Here is a 17,690-nt window from a genome sequence, read left to right as displayed (position 1 = left end):
TTTCCCCCTTATATCTTGATCCAGCCTACAGCAAGCAACCCGATTGAAAGCAGTGCGGCCACACAAATCAGCCCAATCATTACTTTTTCTTTTCCCGTAATTTGATGTTTGGTTTCACGACAAGCGATCCAGTAGAAGCAAAAACCAGGAAGATAGGCAATACTACATAAAAGGACATAAGAAAATCCTGCTAAAATGATGCCCATCAATTCAAAAACTACAGCAATCCCACCGATCACTACTTGTTTTTTGATTCCTTCTTTTAAAGAAAACTGGACTTGATAGATCCCGACAAGTAGATAACAAATCAAAATTGCCGCTGTACATAAAGAATAGGCAAATTGATAGGCATAATCAGTAACTAAGAAAGTCAATAAGAATAGATTAGTCAAGATTGCAGTAACAACTAACGAATAAGTTGGGGCATTTTTTTTATTCGTTTTTCCCCAACCTTTCGGCAACAGACCGTCTCGAGCCATCAACATCGTTGTTTCTGCTGGGAGCATCGTCCAAGACAACCAAGAACCAATGATCGAAATAATCAAGCCGATATTGATCAGCGCTGCTCCCCAATTTCCCACGATTCCTTTTAAAATATTTGCCATAGCAGGTTGTGAAATAGTTGCTAACTCTTCTTGAGATAAGACGCCGTATGGCAAGATCGAAGCAAGGATATAGATAAACAATAAACAAAGCAGACCAATGATCGATGCTTGCTGGGCTTCTGAACGTTTCTTCGCGCGGTTGGCTAAAACACTTGCGCCTTCGATCCCTACAAAGACCCACATCATAACCATCAAACAACCTTTAATCTGCAACCAGATCGTTCCTTGCTGCCCTGTTCCATTCACTAGATTATCAGATACGTTACCCCAAAAATCAGCAGTGAATATATTCACTTTAAATGCGATAAATACAAATATTAAAAATAGGAATAATGGCACTAATTTACAGATCGTCACGATTGTATTGATGACGCTCGCTCCTTCAACTCCATTGTTTACTAATAAAGTCAGACCCCAAATAAAAATACTTGCAAATAAAATAGAAGGAACATTTTGTCCACCTTTGAATATCGGGAAAAATTCTCCCATGGCGCTCATCAGCATCGTTGCAAAAGCAACATTTCCCAGCCACGCAGACAACCAGTAACCCCAACCACTGATGAAGCCACCTAATTTACCAAATGAAGCTTCCGCGTAACCGAAAATACCACCATCTAGATCTGGACGTTTTTCTCCTAAATGATTCAGCGATAATACCAAAGCTAAAATACCAATCCCAACGATTATCCATGAAAGGATCGCTGGCCCTGGAGCTGCAGAACTAGCCAGATCACTTGTGATCCCAAACACACCGCTTCCGATTGACGAACTGACAACCAGAGCAACCAGTCCCCATTTGCTAATACCCTTTGATTTCTTTTCCATTTCCATCACCCTCACTTATAAAATTGAACAAATCACTTGCAAAAGATTCCCTTCTATTTTGCAACTGCTCTTGCTTAACAAAAAGCAACTTTATTCACATTATTGGATATTATGAACTTTTTACACAAGTATTTCAAGTATAAAATGAATAAAAATTAATTTTATTGCAAAAAACAGCTATGCTATCCAAAAGAAAAGGTGTTTCTTTTGTTAGCCATAGCTGTTTTGATTCATTTAATATCGCTTAAACGTATTGTAAAACTTTTGTTTCTTGATATGCGTGGTCGATCAAACCACCACCCAGACATTCCATTCCATCATAAAATACAACTGCTTGTCCAGGAGTGATTGCACGTACAGGTTCGTCGAATACGACTTCTGCACGATTATCATCCAATAAGAGAACTGTCACAGGAACGTCTTGCTGACGATAACGGAATTTCGCTGTACACTTGAATTCTTTTGGCATTGGTTCATTCGTCGTAAAGTGGATTTCACTTGCATCCAAGCTTGTGGCATACAATGCAGGATGATGGAACCCTTGCCCCACATATAATGTGTTTGTCGCTAGATCTTTTCCTACAACAAACCAGGGTTCTTGCGAATCTCCTCCGCCACCGATCCCTAGTCCTTGACGTTGACCAATCGTATAATACATCAAGCCAGCATGTTGCCCTTTGACTTCACCATCAAGAGTGACCATATTTCCTTTTTTTGCTGGCAGATAGTTGCTCAAAAATTGTTTGAAGTTCTTTTCACCAATAAAGCAGATTCCCGTTGAATCTTTTTTCTTAGCAGTCGCAAGGCCTGCGCGTTCAGCAATTGCCCGTACTTCTGATTTTTCCATGCCGCCTAGAGGGAACATCGTTTTTGAAAGCTGTTCTTGTGATAATTGGCTAAGGAAGTAAGTTTGATCTTTATTATTGTCTACTCCACGAAGCATGTGGACCACGCCGTTTTCATCGCGAGTGACTTGCGCATAATGTCCAGTAGCTACATAATCGGCGCCAAGATCCATTGCATAATCCAAGAATGCTTTGAATTTGATTTCTTTGTTGCACATCACGTCTGGGTTAGGTGTACGTCCTGCGCGGTATTCGGCTAGGAAATATTCAAATACACGATCCCAATATTCTTTTTCAAAATTCACAGAGTAATAAGGAATCCCGATTTGAGCAGCTACTTTCGCTACATCCTTATAATCTTCCGTGGCCGTGCATACACCGTTTTCGTCCGTGTCATCCCAATTTTTCATGAATATTCCGATCACGTCGTATCCTTGTTCCTTTAACAAAAGTGCTGTTACAGATGAGTCGACACCGCCGCTCATCCCTACGACAACGCGTGTTTTGCTGTTGTCTGTCATGATATCACCATCATTTCAATTAGATTCTGAAACATCTACGAGTTGAAGGTCGCAACTTTTCAGTATTTTACATTATACGTCATATTTCTGAAAATTTCATCCCTTAATTATCAAGTCGTAAAAATACTGTTCTACTGCACCTATTCAGTACACAAACATGATAGTCAACCAAAAAATCACTCATCTTTTGAGCATTCGATATAAAAAATTGGCATACTCATAAAAAGAGCCAGCCTTTCGACAATAAGGAATAATTTTGTAAATTGTGAAAAACTATTTTTCAAAATTGCTTCTTATCGCTTAAAGCTACACGTCTCATTTACAACCTTTTTCTTTTTAGATGTTATGAGTTGCTCAGATAAGTGATTTTGTTTACTCTAAGAAAAAAGGGAGGCAAGAGATACATGAATTACTTTACCAGTGATATGCACTTTTTCCATGAACGCTTATTAGGAAAAAACGACTTTGCTCCGCGGCTCTTTGCAAATGTGGATGAAATGAACCAACAGTTGATCACTAGCTGGAATGCAGTAATAAAAGAAACCGACCATGTTTATCATCTAGGCGACCTTGCTATGCATCCGCAATATGAAAAAGCAAATGCAGAAATTTTGGAACTGGTCACTCAACTGCAAGGAACAATCCACTTGATCAAAGGGAACCATGACAGTCGCGCTTTTTTCCGTTATTTAGAAAAAAATGATCCTAGGCTTACTGACGGAAGTCCCAAATTTTATTTTTATGATGTAGGTGCCATCGTTAAATTCGACCATCAACAATATTACTTGACTCATTATCCGATGTTGCTCGGGCCTAACGACACTATCCGCAATCTTCATGGACATATCCATCATTACAGCGTACCTATCGAGAACGATGTCAATGTAGGCGTAGACGCACCGGAAAGAGAACTCTTAAAGGAAAAACTACCATTTGGCGCTCCGTTATCTGAGCAACAAATCAAAGAAATCTATGAAGCAAAGAGGAAGTACGATAGGTCGTGAAAAAACTGCCCTATATCAAGTATTAAACAAATAAAGATAATTACTCATATTTTTCATTTGAGTAGGCTTATTGCCACAGGAACATTAGGATCAGAAATGGAGTTGTAACAAGACTTCTGTCACAACTCCACTCCATACTATTCGTCTTTTTGCTCATGGTGTTCTTTTACCAGTTTTTTCTGTAATTCTTTATCATAATTTCGGGCAGCTGACGTTAAAAATAAAACGATTCCGCATAATAAAATCCCGATTCCGGAAAACAAGAACATTTTTTCTACCCCTAAACGATCAGCTAATGGTCCTGCAAATAATAATCCAATTGGACCTGCCAGGTTCATCAAAGAGTTGAAGTTCCCTAAGACACGACCTAAAACATTCGATTCATAACTCTGCTGGATCATTGCCATCAGCAGTGTATTGAAATATGGCGTTGCACAACCTGCTCCTGCATTCAAGATAAGAAAGTACAAGAACCCTTGACTATCGTTTGGAACCAATCCGCTTGCACCGATCGTCAGGCCCATAATGATGTAGGCTATAATAATAGGTTTCATTCGGTCTTTCCATGTTCCTATAAAACTGATCAGTGCACCGCCTAAGAGCATTCCGACTGCGTAGACTACTTCCACTGCTCCCGCCTGTCCAACGGAACCACCAAAGTAATCTAGCGTCATCAATGGATACAGACTGATTGCTGGCATGAACAACAGCATCACAAATGCACCATTGATCGTTATGTACCATAACCCTTTATTATCCATCAATTGCTGCAGCCCAAATTTTGCATCTTTAAAAATAGTAAGCGGAACTTCCAATATTTCAGGAGAAACTTTTGGGATCTTCACAAAAATCAATAAGCCGACACCAAAAACTGCCCCCAATACATCTAATAAAATAAGGTAATTGACAGGAACGACTGAAAACAAAGCCGCACCTAGAGCTGGCGCAATGATGAAATTCGCTGATTGGACCATTCCTAACTGTCCATTCGTCCTTGTTATGTGAGAAGATGGAACGATTGTCGGCATAATCGACTGGATCGTTGGCATTTGGAATGTTTGTGCGACCGAACGCATAAACAAAGACACAAAAACTAGCCAAATCGGGAAGGATTCTGAAATCGTTCCGACTACTGCTAAAATAAGCGCGAAAATCGCTACAATAATATCCGTGACAATCAAAAGAGCTTTTTTATCCCAGCGATCCACTAGCGGTCCTACAAATGGGCTTAGTAAAACCATGGGAATCATTCCTAGTAAAGTAGCAAAACTCAAAATTGTCGCCGAACCGGTTTCTCTTGTCAAATACCAGATGATCGCATATTGGACGACCATACTAGTGATTCCTGACAAAAACTGTCCCGATAAAAAGAACAAATAATTTCTCTTCCAATTCGTTAAAACGACCGACTGTTCATTTTCCATAAACATCCCTCTTTTCTTTTTCATTTTGTATAGCGTTTGCACAACAATCATTATACGGGATTCTTTTTTCAAAAAATACCTTTTTCCCTAAATAACAATCGTTTCAATTTAAATTTCTTTACTTAGAAACAATAAATCAGCAAAATATTAAAAATAACAACATGTGTTAAATTTAAAAATAAAAAAGACAACTAATTTGCGTCGTCCTTACAAAGTTAGTCATCTAACAATAGGCCGTTTCAAAACTAGTTGTCTTTTTATATCCACAGATCATTCGACTTTTTCGAATAACCCACGGCTAATCATCCCATCCATCAGAAAATAAAATTTATCTTGGCTCATTTTCTGTTTTGGATCTTTGAAAATATTGACTGCTTTCAATCCATTTGCTGTAGTGATCGACATTTTCAATGTTTGAATATCTTTTGATACAGTGATTTTTAATTTGAATCCTTCTTTGCTTTGCGGCGTGGCATCTAATGGTCGGATCAATTGATAATTGCCTCCGTTTGTTTCTGTAAATCCATTATCGCGCAATGTATATCTTTTTGCATCAGGATGCAAACGATAGCTAATTGGTGCGCCCAGTACCGTTGCTGTTGTTTCAAATGCCATGATTTTCACCTCGATAAAATTAGTTTCTCTTTATTATAAAAGTTTATCCTGATTTTTACTAGGTTTTTCAGTTAAGTTCCCTAAAAAATGAAGGCGTTCTCTCAGACATCTGTTCATATAAGAATGACTTCACTAGTTATTTTTTGACAGCACGAACCAATTGATCAAGGAAATACTGGATGTCGTCTTCGGTATTTCCCAAACCAAAGCTGATACGGATGGATTCTTTTAGTATCGGTGTATCTTCTCCATACATTGCTTCTAATACGTGTGAAGGCTCGATATTTCCTGCTGTACAAGCTGAACCAGTAGAAATAGCGACCCCATTAAGATCAAGCTTCATCAGTAGCAAATCATTTGCTTCGCCAATTAAGCGAAGATTCAACACATGAGGGAGTTTATTCGTTAAATCACCATTTACTTGATAAGGGATTTCGTTTGCTTCTAATGTATCAAGAATCAATTGCTGGAATCCTTTATATTTGTTGTTACGTGCTTCACGTTCTTCAGGTGACAGCAGTTCAACTGCTTTTGCCATACCCCAGATCCCTGCTAAATTTTCTGTACCTGCACGCCGCTTTTCTTCCTGCTCCCCGCCTAAAAGCAATGCAGGGATATTTACTCCGTCTCGTTTATATAAGAAACCGACGCCTTTTGGCCCATTGATTTTATGAGCAGAGATACTTAATAAATCGATTCCTAATTCTTCTGGATGGATCGTTTGGTTTCCGTACGCTTGTACCGCATCTGTATGGAAATAAGCTGGATGATCCGCTAAAAGTTCACCGATTTCTTTGATTGGCATCAAATTTCCGATTTCATTGTTCCCGTACATCACAGAGACCAAGATCGTATCTTCTCGTAACGCTTTTTTGACCTCTTCGATCGACAGATTCCCTTTTTCATCTACAGGCAGATATGTAACGTCAAACCCCTTTGTCTCTAAATATTTCATGGTATTAAGAACAGCAGGATGTTCGATAGCTGTAGTGATTAGATGTCTGCCTTCTTTTTGACGCGAGAACGCTGTTTCTAAGATAGCTGTATTATCTCCTTCTGTTCCCCCACTGTTAAAGATGATCTCGTGAGATTTTGCTTGCAGACTGTCTGCAATGATTTGTCTTGCTGTTTCCAATTTTTCATGCGCGTGGCGACCAAATCCATGTATGCTTGAAGGATTTCCAAACGTGTCTTGCATGATTGCCGTCATCGCTTCAATTACTTGTGGATGCATGGGGGTAGTTGCCGCATGATCCAGATAAATAGTTTTCACTTCATTCATCCCTTCCAAATTATTGCTAGGCACATTCTAGCATAAAATAGCGAACAAACCAAAGAAGAGCTCATTTTTGTCTAGAGGACGTTTCATGGGCATAGAAAAAAGGAGCTGTGACAAAAGTCTTGTCGCAGCTCCTTGAAGCTGCTCACTTCTGTCACAACTTCTTTCCCTCTTTTTTTTGTTTATTCGAATTCTTTTTCTTCCAGACGGAATAACGGACTCATCGGTGTATTTTCATGAATGCGTTTGACCGCTTCACCCATTAATTCTGAACATGTAACGATTGTTAAGTTTTCTGGATGACGATTTTCTTCTGTGAAAACAGAATCAGTGATACAAATATCTTTGATTGGTGCATTGTCTAAAATACTTTTCGCATGATCGGACAATAATCCATGTGACGCACAGGCATATACTTCTTTTGCGCCGTTTTCTTTTAATACATTTGCTGCTCGTGCAAGCGTTGCTCCTGTGTTCAAGATATCATCTACCATGATACATGTCTTTCCTTGAACATCACCGATCACATAACCACCCTCAGTTGAAGCATCATCTGCATGATCTACGATGGCTAATGTGCTGTTCAAATATTCTGAAAGACTACGTGCACGCTGAACACCGCTGTTTTTTGGCGAAACAACTACGATGTCATCTCCCGTCAGACCTAATTGACGGTAATAATGAGCAAACAACGGCATCGTAAATAAATTATCTACAGGAATATCAAAGAATCCTTGTACTTGAACCGTGTGCAGATCTAAAGTCAGTACTCGAGTTGCCCCTGCTTCTTCGATCAAGTTAGCGATCAATTTCGCAGTGATCGGTTCATGAGGTTTCGCCGTGCGGTCTTGCCTAGCATACCCATAGTAAGGCAATACGACATTGATCGTTTTCGCACTTGCTCGCTTCATTGCATCGATCATGATCAGTAGTTCCATATAGTAGTCATTGACAGGTGCATTCGTTGATTGAACGATATACACATGATCCCCTCGAATACTTTCTTCGATATTGATGGAAATCTCGCCATCACTAAATTGCTTCACGACGCTTTTACCTAATTCTGTTCCGAACACTTTCGCGATTTTTTCAGCTAATGGACGGTTGCCATTCAAACTAAAAATCTTCAACGTGTCATCCTGATACTTATTACTCATGTAGTCCTCCCCAAAACTTCTCTATTCTTCGATAGTTTAACATATTTTTCCAAGATTTTCTGTTAATTTCAGCAAATTCTTAAGGAAGTGAAACTGTTCCGTTACTCCAACTGGCAGGAATGACTTTATGATAATCGCCCCAGTTGTCGTGTACTTTGTAATAACGTTCTCCTGTTTCAGTTTCAAAATAAGCGTACGCTGTCACCCAATGATTGCCATATGTACTGCCAAGTACTTTCAAAATACCAATCATCACAGGTTTGCCTTCACGTATACGTTTTGTAGCTCGCTGCCATGAACCTAGAAGAGTTGCTCGTGCACGCTCATGATTGCCATTCTTCTTTAAAAAACTAGAAATCCCTGTACTAACCTGAAAAGGAATCGTAGGAAGTCCTAGTGGTTGGATCTGGCTACGCAATGCCTTCGTCAAAACCAACGAATCAGCCGTATTTTTCTTGCGAATCTCATTTGGAAGCATCCACCCCTTACGATAGTCTTGATAATAGGCAAGGAGAACTGCTGCCGCGTAAGTACCACAAAGATAGCCTGAGGGGGTAGCCCATTTCTTATACCTCAAAAAACGTTCTTCTGGCAATCCCACCCAGCAATTTGCGAGTTCCTTTCCTGACCTTTTTTCTTCGATCAAAACGGGAATATCTTCTTTTCTGTTGATCCATCTAGATAACTCGATTGGCTCTTCATTGATCAGCTTCCATTTTTTACAAGAAAGACCCTCTTGATAAGTATATTTTGCTGGAGAATATTCTACCGGATGTCCTGATTGATCGATAATCACATAACTTTGATCTTCAAAAACCAGAGCTAAAAAAAGCAATTTACTTTTTCTTGACTGCAGCTGCTGAGTGCTGGCTAATTTTTTAATTTTTTTATCTACTTTGAAATATAAAGGTTTATCCACTACTTGATTCAGTTGGGATCGCCTCCTTTTTTTCATTATAAGTGAAGGATTGAAAAAAACAAATCAGTTTGATTGTTCGAATTTTCAATTTTTTATGTTCTATTTGTTAATTCCTTCATTTTGTAAGATAATGGGCACACGAAACAAAAAAGGAGCGATCGATGAATGAACAAAGAACGATTGAAACAAGATTTCTATGAAGCAGTCAATGAAGAATGGCAAAAAACAGCAAAAATCCCTGCAGATAAACCAGCTACAGGCGGTTTCCAAGATTTAGTTGACGGGATCGACCAACTTTTGATGGGAGAAACAGACGATCTGCTTGCCCATCCAGAAAAAGTGTCTTCAGAAAAAATGAAACATTTCCTTGCATATTATCAACTGGCAAACGATTATGACCGAAGAAATGAGTTGCATGCTCAACCACTTCAACCTATAATCGAAAAAGTTGAATCATTGCAGTCTTTCGACGAATTGAATAAGCAATTTCCAGAATGGCTGTTGGATACATTACCATTGCCATTTAATCTGGATGTAGATGCAGATATGAAGAATGCGCAAACGAACGCCTTCTTTGCTTATCCGCCTTCTTTATTCCTTCCAGATAAGACGTATTATGCATCAGACCATCCCAACGGTGCACAACTAATAGGCGTTTTCTTTGATATGGCTGTTCAGTTATTAGAGCTTGCCGGCAAAGAAAAAAGTCAGGCAGAAGCAATCACGGAACAAGCAGTGCAATTTGATAAATTGATTGCTCCTCATGTAAAAAGTGCAGAAGAAAACGCAGATTACAGCAAAATGTATAATCCGCAATCTTTTGATACATTTATTCAATACACAGATAAACTGGACTTGAAAAAACTTGTCACGGGTTTGATTGGGACAACTCCAGATAAAGTGATCGTAACTGATCCAGTGTACTTCGATCATTTGAATGACATCCTGACAGAAGCTCATTTTCCGTTATTCAAAAGCTGGATGATCATTAAAACAGTACGTTCTCTTAGTGGTTATCTATCAGAAGAATTCCGCCAAGTCAGCGGAATCTATTCTCGCGTATTGTCTGGAACAGACGAAGCAATGCCTCAGAAAAAAGCAGCGTATTACCTTGCCTCTGGACAATTCGATCAAGTAGTTGGCGATTACTACGGAAAAAAATATTTTGGCGAAGCTGCTAAAAAAGACGTAGAACAAATGGTGAAAAAAATGATCGCCGTTTATAAAAAACGTCTAGAAGAAAATGACTGGCTTGGGGATGCAACAAAAGAAAAAGCCGTCATAAAATTAAATAACTTAGGTATCCAAGTAGGCTACCCCGATAAGATCCCAGCATTATTCGACCAGTTCAAAACAGTACCTGCAGATCAGGGTGGTACTTTGCTTTCAAATACTCTTGTTTTCAGCAAACTCACATTAAAAGATCGTTTCAGCAAATGGAACAAACCAGTGGATCGTTCAGAATGGGAAATGAGTGCTGACACGGTCAATGCTTATTATCATCCATTTCGGAATGTGATCGTCTTTCCGGCAGCGATCCTTCAAGCACCATTTTACAGTCTAGAACAATCAAGCTCTGCTAATTATGGTGGAATCGGAGCTGTTATCGCTCATGAGATTTCCCATGCATTTGATAATAACGGCGCTTTATTTGACGAATATGGCAACTTGAACAACTGATGGACAGAAGAAGATCTTACACAATTTCAAAACAAAGCACAAGCAATGATCGAAGAATTCGATGGTCTGCCTTTTGCTGACGGAAAAGTAAACGGAAAATTAACCGTTTCGGAAAATATTGCTGATGCAGGCGGTCTAAGCTGTGCATTGGAAGCAGCAAAAACGGAATCAGATCTTTCTATCGAGGAATTCTTTGTCAATTGGGCAACGATTTGGCGTACAAAAGCAAAAAAAGAATACCAACAACTTTTACTGCAAATCGATGTCCATGCCCCTGCTAAACTCCGAGCAAACGTGCAACCAAAAAACCTTGACGAATTCTATGAAACATTTGGTATCACGGAACAAGACGCTATGTATCTAGCGCCAGAAAAAAGAGTGCGAATCTGGTAAGAGGTTGTGCCAGAAGTGGTCAGCTTCAAGAAATAAGAAGGAATTGGGGAAAATTGCTTCTCAAATTTTTGTGACATTTCGGCTTATTTTTCGAAGAAGTTACTTCTGGAATACCATGTATCAGAGGTTGTGAAAAAGCCGCTTAGTTTCAAGTAGTAAGAAAAATTTTGTGAAAATAGCTTTCCACATTTTTGCATAAATTTGACTTACTACTGAGAAACTGGCTTTTGAACACCGTTTATCGAGAGGTTGTGAAAAAGCCGCTTAGTTTCAAGTAGTAAGAAAAATTTTGTGAAAATGGCTTTCCACATTTTTGCATAAATTTGACTTACTACCGAGAAACTGGCTTTTGAACACCGTATATCAGAGATTGTGAAATCAGCGTCCTGACCTGAGTATTAGAGAAAAAAACGGCAAAATAGTTCCTCATATTTTGCCGTTTGTTGAGCTAATACCGAGGGTCAGCTGATTGAACACCGTTTAGTGGAAAGGTTGTGAAAAAGCTGTCCTGCATCAAGTAATAAGAACAGCCAATCAAAAGCAGCAAGGAGAACCTCATCTATAAAAAGATAGAAGGAAGTGAGACATCTATTGGTCTCATTTCCTTCTATTTTTACTTTCCTCAGTCAATTGTTTTACATCATAAAAGGAGAAATTCCACTTATTTTTTCGCTGTTTCATGACATAAACAACTACACCGATTAACAAAATTCCTCCAGCTAATGCTAGCAACGGGTTATTAAATTCTCCCGTTTTTGGGAGTCCTTGAGTGCCATTTTTTTCACTTTCTTTTGCTGTCCTATCCGGATGAGAAGGTTTTCCATTTGGTTTTCCATTTGGTGATTCATTTCCTGAATTTTCTCTTTCTGGTTTGTCATTTCCCGGGGGCACATCGGCAGTTTCTCGCACAGTGATCGCTTTTTGCTGGGTAACAGATTCTGTATGAGCAGACCATTTTTCCCCATCAAATATTTCCGAACGATAAGTGACTTCTAGCGTATATTCTCCTTTTGAAGGTGCTGAAAAAATAGCGGTATGATTAGAAAATTGAGCACTTGACTGTGTTTCAACGATTTGGATCTTTTCTGGGAAATAACGCATATCTTCAAAGACAGGCGTTCCTTGATTTGGTGTGAAAGTTGACACAAAAACTGTAAAAGGCTTCAGTTCAATGATATTTCCTTCTGCATTCTCCGCCACACCATTTGCTTCTTGTATAATAATCGGATTATTTTGTTCATTTGGTTTTGTCTGATTTGGTTCTTGTACGATTGCATACTCTGGATATTCCGAAGACGGTGAGGTTTCTCCGTCAAAAATAGCACCTACAGATAATGGAAGACCATCTACTCTTCCCTTTTCTGTTTGACGATTCTCCGGTTTGATTTGCATCAATCCATGGACATGGATGCTTCCATTCGCATAGCGAGTAACAGGCTGCTGCCCTTCTTGCGAATGTGTATTTAGAGATTCGATCCAATCTTTTGATACGGTATGTCCAAGAGTATTTTCTGATTGTTTCTCTCGTTCATTCCAATAGTAGTTCAACGAGTGGTAGATTTGATCTTCGTTTTGATTCAATGGGCGGATCTGCTCTCTCATCTCAAGATTCTCTGTTCGGAAAGATAAGATACCAGAAGCATGGTAGTCTGTGTTTCCTGCTGAAGAGGTATAAAGAGCCACATTATATGAACCGTTATTAAAACTTGTACTGCTATTGACGATAATATCTGTTCCGCTATTGGAATCGATTCCTTTCGCAAGATTTTCGAAAGACAAACTATTGATCAATTCATGAGGGCCCGTTAAAGAAGAACCGCCCATTTTGAATCCATTACCGTTACCTTCTCCCTCAATTCCCGGTACCCAGCCGTTTCGATAAGCAACTGAGTTTTTGATGATTACTTTTCCGATCGAACCTGTTTCATTTTTAGCAAAAAGGTCCCAACCGTCATCTGCATTATGATACGCGATACAACCGTCAAATACATTTCCTTCTCCTATTGTCAGTTTGGCCGCAAATCCATCGGCATCTTCAAATCCTGGATCGGCATTTTCAAAAGATGTACAGTTCTTGACTAAGTTATGCGCTGGCCATGCTTCGAAAGGATCATTTGAGCTACCACTGATTTGGATTCCTGTATTTCCATTCCGATAAGCATGGATCTCTTCAATCAAATTATGGTTTCCAGAAATCTGCAATCCTTTTTGCATAGCGGCACTATTTGTAACGTCAAACCCACGTAAAATCCAGTAATGACTAAACAGTGTCATCCCATTTCCAGTTCCTTTAAAATCAAGTACAGGTCGCTTGTTTTCTGGATTTTTCTCTGCAATCAATTGAATCGGGTTTTCTCTTGTCCCGTTAACTCCTTTTGGAATCGTCAATCCTCTTTCAAAGGAATAAGTTCCAGGAGCCAGGACGATTGTCTGCCCAGCATATGCGTATCTCAATGCTTGCGTCAGAGATAACGGATTTTGTCTGCTTCCGTTTCCTGTATCTGACCCTTCCGGTGTTACATAAACTGTCGAATAGTTAGGTTTACGGTAGTCAACTGTATGCAGAATCTCTTTTGTTTCATAACTAGCCATCTCTACGTATTCTTCTGGCGGATAGTTTTTATCTGGTGTAAAACTGAAAGTAAATTCGTTCGTTCCTTCCATCAGTTTTGTCTGATAATCAAATTCCCGATTTGCAGTGATTGCCAAGTCTTTTGCGTTCTCAAGTACCTCTCCTGTTGCTTGATTTTTGATTGTTAATAATCCGTCAGCATTTGCTCTAAAGGACATAGTATGGTCTTGGTTTCCTGAATGATTACTAGAGGTCACAGTGTAAATCGGATCAATCAAGCGAATGGGCCTTTCTTGTCCAGGAGGATCTGTCGCAGGATCTGAGTAAGCCACTTCGATTCCTTCTACCTTGATCGTCATATTCCTTGCTGCAGCAAATCCTGCATAAATAACCGATTCATCTGAAGCGTATAATTTTTCCCAGTCATACATGATGTCAGAAGCCATTTCTTCTCCTGTTTCAGGATCGTAATAATATGCCTCTAAACCAGTATTCGTTTTTTTCATCTCTACGTCCAGTTTAGTAATCGAGTTCGTGGCCGGAAACAGATTCCCATGACCGTTTCCGAATATATTATAAGAACCTGTTTCTTTTTCCAAGAACCCTGCTGAAGTCTCTAAAGGTGTTGTTTCCACTGAGACACTCCCAGGAGCTGGCGCAGCTTGCGGATCTTCAGATGATATTCCTGTGATTGCCCGTGTCCCTAATCCAAGTCGCATCGTATATTTGCTGCCGCTCGTGTTGACCACTTCTTGTCTATCCGAGTCCCAGACATATTCGATCCGACTGCCTAGTATGGCAAATGAATTTGAATAAAATGCCTGCCCAAACAAATGATTTTTTGGTACTGCGTCTCTTACCATTAAAGCAAATCCTTCTTGGGCATTCGTATAGGTCCAAGATTCTATTTCGATCGTCGCCCGCATCCTAAAGTTGATGTCTTTGGGGATTGCTTGATAATAATAGGTCATTCCATCTGATCCGCTTGACTGGAATTTTCCGCCGTTATTCGTGGAAGAGAGCCGCACGCCGTCTTCTAATGGTTCAATGGCATACCTACTAGCACTTGTGCTTTCTCCGAAAACAACCCCTTTCCACTCTTCATTTGCTTCTTCAGATTGCTTTTTTGTCTTTTCATTTTCTGATTCTTTCATCATAGGATCATTTCCTTCTTCCGTATCCATATCTTCACTAGTTCTTGGTACTTCCTCCATTGTTGACATCCCTTCAATGTTCACGTGTGCATTTCCTTCGTTCACAGACTGTTGTTCGTTAGCAGCAACTTCAACGACAGAAATTAAAACCGGGGTACTGAGCATAAGGAGATTCATCATTAGCGCACTGTATTTTATACGTTTTTTTAACAAGTGTATTCCTCCCGCAACAAATTAGAAAGCGTTCACTTAAAGTATTACCTAATTTATTTTTACTGTCAATAAAAAACAAAATTATAATAAGTGTATTTTATAAAAAGAAAAAATATAACTTAAGTTGTTGATAATAAAGAGATTTATTAACGTAAAAAGAATAAGATTTTTTTAAAATAACGTATAAAAAAGAGCATAAAACAAAGTCGTTTGTTTTATGCTCTTCTTTTATTATTTTGTGTTTTTTATTTTATCAAATTACTTTGTTTTTTTATAAAATTTCTGCGCCTAGTGTGGATTCAAAATGTCTCAATGCCCATTCATGTCCAACGGGATCGAAACTTGCCACGGCATCTTTGAAAATATGGAGTTTGTATCCTAGATTATACGCATCGACTGCTGTATGCAACACACAGATATCTGTACATACGCCGGTCAAATAAATATCTGTGATCTGGCGTTCTCGCAAACGGATGTCTAGATCTGTTCCACTAAAAGCGGAATAATGCCGTTTGTCTATCCAATAAACATTTTCCTCTTGCTCATAGTCTTGGTATAAACTTTTTAAAGAGCCGTACAATTCCCGTCCACCCGTTCCTATCACATTATGCGGAGGAAATAAGCGGTTTTCCGGATGAAAGGAATCTTTTGGATCATGCGCATCAATGGCAAAAACGACAAAATCCTTTTGATCAATAAACTTCTTTGTATGAGCAGTCAGCTTTTTTTCAATTACTTGTCCTGCTGTCCCAGTAGTCAGCTTTCCATCCTCTGCAACAAAATCATATGTGTAGTCAATCGAGATCAATGCGTTCATCTTAGTCCTCCTTATACGAGATGTTTGACAAATTCGATCACCATTTCTGCTGATCGTTTGCCTGCGTCTTCGATAAATTCGTCAAAGCTTTGTGTCGCCGAGTGATCTGCTGTGTCGCTCATTGCACGTACGATCAAAAATGGGATATTGAACTGACGAGCTGTTTGTCCAACAGCGGCTCCTTCCATTTCGCAAGCTAATGCTTCAGGGAAATTCGTTAAGATTTCTTTGATTTTATCTGGCGAGTCGACAAATGTATCACCTGTAACGATCAATCCTTCTTTTGCATTCAAATTCGTTGCTTTTGCTGCTTTAACCATTTCACTGCGCAAATATGTGCTTGCTTCATAATATAGAGGCATTCCTGGTAATTGTCCTGGTTTGTAGCCAAATCCTGTTGCATCTGCATCAAAATAAGCTACTTTGTCTGATATAACGATGTCACCTACTTGTAAGCCTTCACCGATTCCGCCAGCTGAACCTGTATTGATCACCATGTTCACGCCGTATTGTTGGATCAACAGACTTGTGGTAATAGATGCTAAGACTTTTCCTATACCGGAACGTACGACGATCACTTCGTGGTTACCTAATGAACCTGAAATAAATAAAGCGCCTGCGCGTTCCCATGATAATGGTTCGCTTAGGTTCTCTCTCAAAATTTTTACTTCTTCTTCCATTGCGCCGATAATACCGATTTTCATCTTTTTAATTCCTTCTTTCTATATAAATGCGATTGCTAAAAAAACCACACATAACATTAGGATAACAATAATAAGAGATTTCATCAAAAAAGAGTTCCATTTGGTCGTCTTTTCCCGTTCGCTGATCCTTGTTTTCGTGATTGGTTTATTCTTTTTGCTTTCTTTACGATAAAAGCTGGCAATCTTTTTTTCTTCTTGCTGATAAGCTGTTTCTGCTTTTCGCTGTTTTTTTAATGACTCGCTTGCTTGTGCTTGTTGTCGCTTGCGAAGTTCGCTTCGCGTAATAAGCGGTCCTTTGGCCATAAGCCGATCCCTCTACTTTCCTTTGGTCAATAGTTCCCAGTATTGAATCGCATAAATCGTCTTTGCATCACAAATCAACTGATCTTTCATCGCTTGTTGCGCCTCTTCAAGAGTTAGATGATACAACTCCAGTACTTCGTCTTCATCTTGTGCTAAAGGATTCTCGACCTTCTCTACCCCTTGTGCATGATAAATATGAAGGACTTCATTTGCAAAACCTGGTGAAAGATACATCGAAGTAAGATGGCTCAGCGACTTCGCACGATAGCCAGTTTCTTCTTCTAATTCTCTAGCTGCTGTCATTTCGGGATTTTGTCCTTCTCCTGGATCGATTTTTCCAGCTGGAATCTCCAAAATCACTTTTTCTAAAGGTTTTCGAAATTGTTTGACAAGAAGCAGACGATCTTGTTCGTCAAAAGCAATGATCCCAACACCGCCAGGATGAAATACCAGTTCTCTCTTCGAAGTTCCTCCATCTGGCAAACGAACTTCGTCTACAGCAACATCAATAATTTTTCCGCTATAGATTTCTTTGCGACTGATTGTTTTTTCTTCAAATTGCTCATTGTTCAGCATATCTTCTCCTGCTTTCTTTGTAATCATAACTGCTTTTTTTTCATTTTTCAATTTTTCTCAAAAACTCCTTATTAGTTTACCATA

Annotated in this window: 13 protein-coding genes and 1 pseudogene; 2 read left to right on the top strand and 12 right to left on the bottom strand. The window is 39.2% G+C overall.

Annotation, left to right across the window (positions count from 1 at the left end):
* Positions 1–8: 8 nt before the first annotated feature.
* Positions 9–1,430, bottom strand: a complete 1,422-nt coding sequence (gene arcD / locus OZ002_RS09085; protein ID WP_002331652.1) for an arginine-ornithine antiporter — start codon at positions 1,428–1,430, stop codon at positions 9–11.
* Between the two features lie 244 nt (positions 1,431–1,674).
* Positions 1,675–2,796, bottom strand: a complete 1,122-nt coding sequence (gene mnmA, locus OZ002_RS09080) for a tRNA 2-thiouridine(34) synthase MnmA (RefSeq protein ID WP_113832947.1) — start codon at positions 2,794–2,796, stop codon at positions 1,675–1,677.
* Positions 2,797–3,200: 404 nt separating this feature from the next.
* Here mnmA and OZ002_RS09075 point away from each other — a divergent pair, with 404 nt between their 5' ends.
* Positions 3,201–3,800, top strand: coding sequence for a metallophosphoesterase (locus tag OZ002_RS09075; RefSeq protein WP_156249096.1), 600 nt, complete (start codon positions 3,201–3,203; stop codon positions 3,798–3,800).
* 137 nt (positions 3,801–3,937) lie between these two features.
* Here the strand turns inward: OZ002_RS09075 and efmA are convergent, their stop codons facing one another.
* The 5 genes from efmA to OZ002_RS09050 form a co-directional block, all read right to left on the bottom strand.
* Positions 3,938–5,224: a multidrug efflux MFS transporter EfmA gene (gene efmA / locus OZ002_RS09070; protein WP_002291207.1), complete on the bottom strand. Its 1,287-nt coding sequence runs from the start codon at positions 5,222–5,224 to the stop codon at positions 3,938–3,940.
* Between the two features lie 270 nt (positions 5,225–5,494).
* Positions 5,495–5,839, bottom strand: coding sequence for a DUF1831 domain-containing protein (locus tag OZ002_RS09065; RefSeq protein ID WP_002286736.1), 345 nt, complete (start codon positions 5,837–5,839; stop codon positions 5,495–5,497).
* Between the two features lie 136 nt (positions 5,840–5,975).
* Entirely contained in the window at positions 5,976–7,121 is a 1,146-nt protein-coding gene (locus OZ002_RS09060; protein ID WP_156249095.1) for a cysteine desulfurase family protein, read from the bottom strand.
* Positions 7,122–7,300: 179 nt separating this feature from the next.
* Complete coding sequence (locus tag OZ002_RS09055; RefSeq protein WP_002286741.1) at positions 7,301–8,275, bottom strand: ribose-phosphate diphosphokinase; 975 nt, start codon at positions 8,273–8,275, stop codon at positions 7,301–7,303.
* Between the two features lie 79 nt (positions 8,276–8,354).
* The gene (locus tag OZ002_RS09050) at positions 8,355–9,230 is read right to left on the bottom strand and encodes a dihydrolipoamide dehydrogenase (RefSeq protein WP_002286745.1); all 876 of its coding nucleotides are present in this window, start codon (positions 9,228–9,230) and stop codon (positions 8,355–8,357) included.
* A gap of 129 nt (positions 9,231–9,359) precedes the next feature.
* Between OZ002_RS09050 and OZ002_RS09045 the strand changes: the two are divergent.
* Positions 9,360–11,267: pseudogene (locus tag OZ002_RS09045) on the top strand (M13 family metallopeptidase).
* Positions 11,268–11,864: 597 nt separating this feature from the next.
* On the opposite strand, the gene OZ002_RS09040 reads toward OZ002_RS09045, so the two are convergent.
* The 5 genes from OZ002_RS09040 to OZ002_RS09020 all read right to left on the bottom strand — a co-directional run bounded on the left by OZ002_RS09040 (position 11,865) and on the right by OZ002_RS09020 (position 17,606).
* Entirely contained in the window at positions 11,865–15,206 is a 3,342-nt protein-coding gene (locus tag OZ002_RS09040; protein ID WP_125179215.1) for a right-handed parallel beta-helix repeat-containing protein, read from the bottom strand.
* Positions 15,207–15,477: 271 nt separating this feature from the next.
* Positions 15,478–16,023, bottom strand: coding sequence for a cysteine hydrolase family protein (locus OZ002_RS09035; RefSeq protein ID WP_002291217.1), 546 nt, complete (start codon positions 16,021–16,023; stop codon positions 15,478–15,480).
* An 11-nt stretch (positions 16,024–16,034) separates the two neighbouring features.
* The gene (locus tag OZ002_RS09030) at positions 16,035–16,727 is read right to left on the bottom strand and encodes a 5'-methylthioadenosine/adenosylhomocysteine nucleosidase (RefSeq protein ID WP_002291218.1); all 693 of its coding nucleotides are present in this window, start codon (positions 16,725–16,727) and stop codon (positions 16,035–16,037) included.
* Positions 16,728–16,745: 18 nt separating this feature from the next.
* A complete protein-coding gene (gene macP, locus OZ002_RS09025) occupies positions 16,746–17,030 on the bottom strand; it encodes a cell wall synthase accessory phosphoprotein MacP (protein WP_002286760.1) in 285 nt (94 codons plus the stop codon).
* 12 nt (positions 17,031–17,042) lie between these two features.
* Positions 17,043–17,606, bottom strand: coding sequence for an NUDIX hydrolase (locus tag OZ002_RS09020; protein WP_002325125.1), 564 nt, complete (start codon positions 17,604–17,606; stop codon positions 17,043–17,045).
* Positions 17,607–17,690: the final 84 nt, after the last annotated feature.

The organism is Enterococcus sp. E4-150, from assembly GCF_035726465.1.
In the GTDB taxonomy this organism is placed as follows: domain Bacteria; phylum Bacillota; class Bacilli; order Lactobacillales; family Enterococcaceae; genus Enterococcus_B; species Enterococcus_B faecium.
The sequence above is the reverse complement of the archived record's forward strand: the minus strand, read 5'-3'. Positions and strand labels throughout refer to the sequence as shown.

What these genes read in the sequence shown, in the direction of transcription:
- macP (WP_002286760.1), bottom strand. Translation starts at nt 17,030, where the DNA reads ATGGCCAAAGGACCGCTTATTACGCGAAGCGAACTTCGCAAGCGACAA.
- OZ002_RS09055 (WP_002286741.1), bottom strand. Translation starts at nt 8,275, where the DNA reads ATGAGTAATAAGTATCAGGATGACACGTTGAAGATTTTTAGTTTGAAT.
- OZ002_RS09075 (WP_156249096.1), top strand. Translation starts at nt 3,201, where the DNA reads ATGAATTACTTTACCAGTGATATGCACTTTTTCCATGAACGCTTATTA.
- OZ002_RS09035 (WP_002291217.1), bottom strand. Translation starts at nt 16,023, where the DNA reads ATGAACGCATTGATCTCGATTGACTACACATATGATTTTGTTGCAGAG.
- arcD (WP_002331652.1), bottom strand. Translation starts at nt 1,430, where the DNA reads ATGGAAAAGAAATCAAAGGGTATTAGCAAATGGGGACTGGTTGCTCTG.
- mnmA (WP_113832947.1), bottom strand. Translation starts at nt 2,796, where the DNA reads ATGACAGACAACAGCAAAACACGCGTTGTCGTAGGGATGAGCGGCGGT.
- OZ002_RS09020 (WP_002325125.1), bottom strand. Translation starts at nt 17,606, where the DNA reads ATGCTGAACAATGAGCAATTTGAAGAAAAAACAATCAGTCGCAAAGAA.
- OZ002_RS09060 (WP_156249095.1), bottom strand. Translation starts at nt 7,121, where the DNA reads ATGAATGAAGTGAAAACTATTTATCTGGATCATGCGGCAACTACCCCC.
- efmA (WP_002291207.1), bottom strand. Translation starts at nt 5,224, where the DNA reads ATGGAAAATGAACAGTCGGTCGTTTTAACGAATTGGAAGAGAAATTAT.
- OZ002_RS09030 (WP_002291218.1), bottom strand. Translation starts at nt 16,727, where the DNA reads ATGAAAATCGGTATTATCGGCGCAATGGAAGAAGAAGTAAAAATTTTG.
- OZ002_RS09050 (WP_002286745.1), bottom strand. Translation starts at nt 9,230, where the DNA reads ATGAAAAAAAGGAGGCGATCCCAACTGAATCAAGTAGTGGATAAACCT.
- OZ002_RS09065 (WP_002286736.1), bottom strand. Translation starts at nt 5,839, where the DNA reads ATGGCATTTGAAACAACAGCAACGGTACTGGGCGCACCAATTAGCTAT.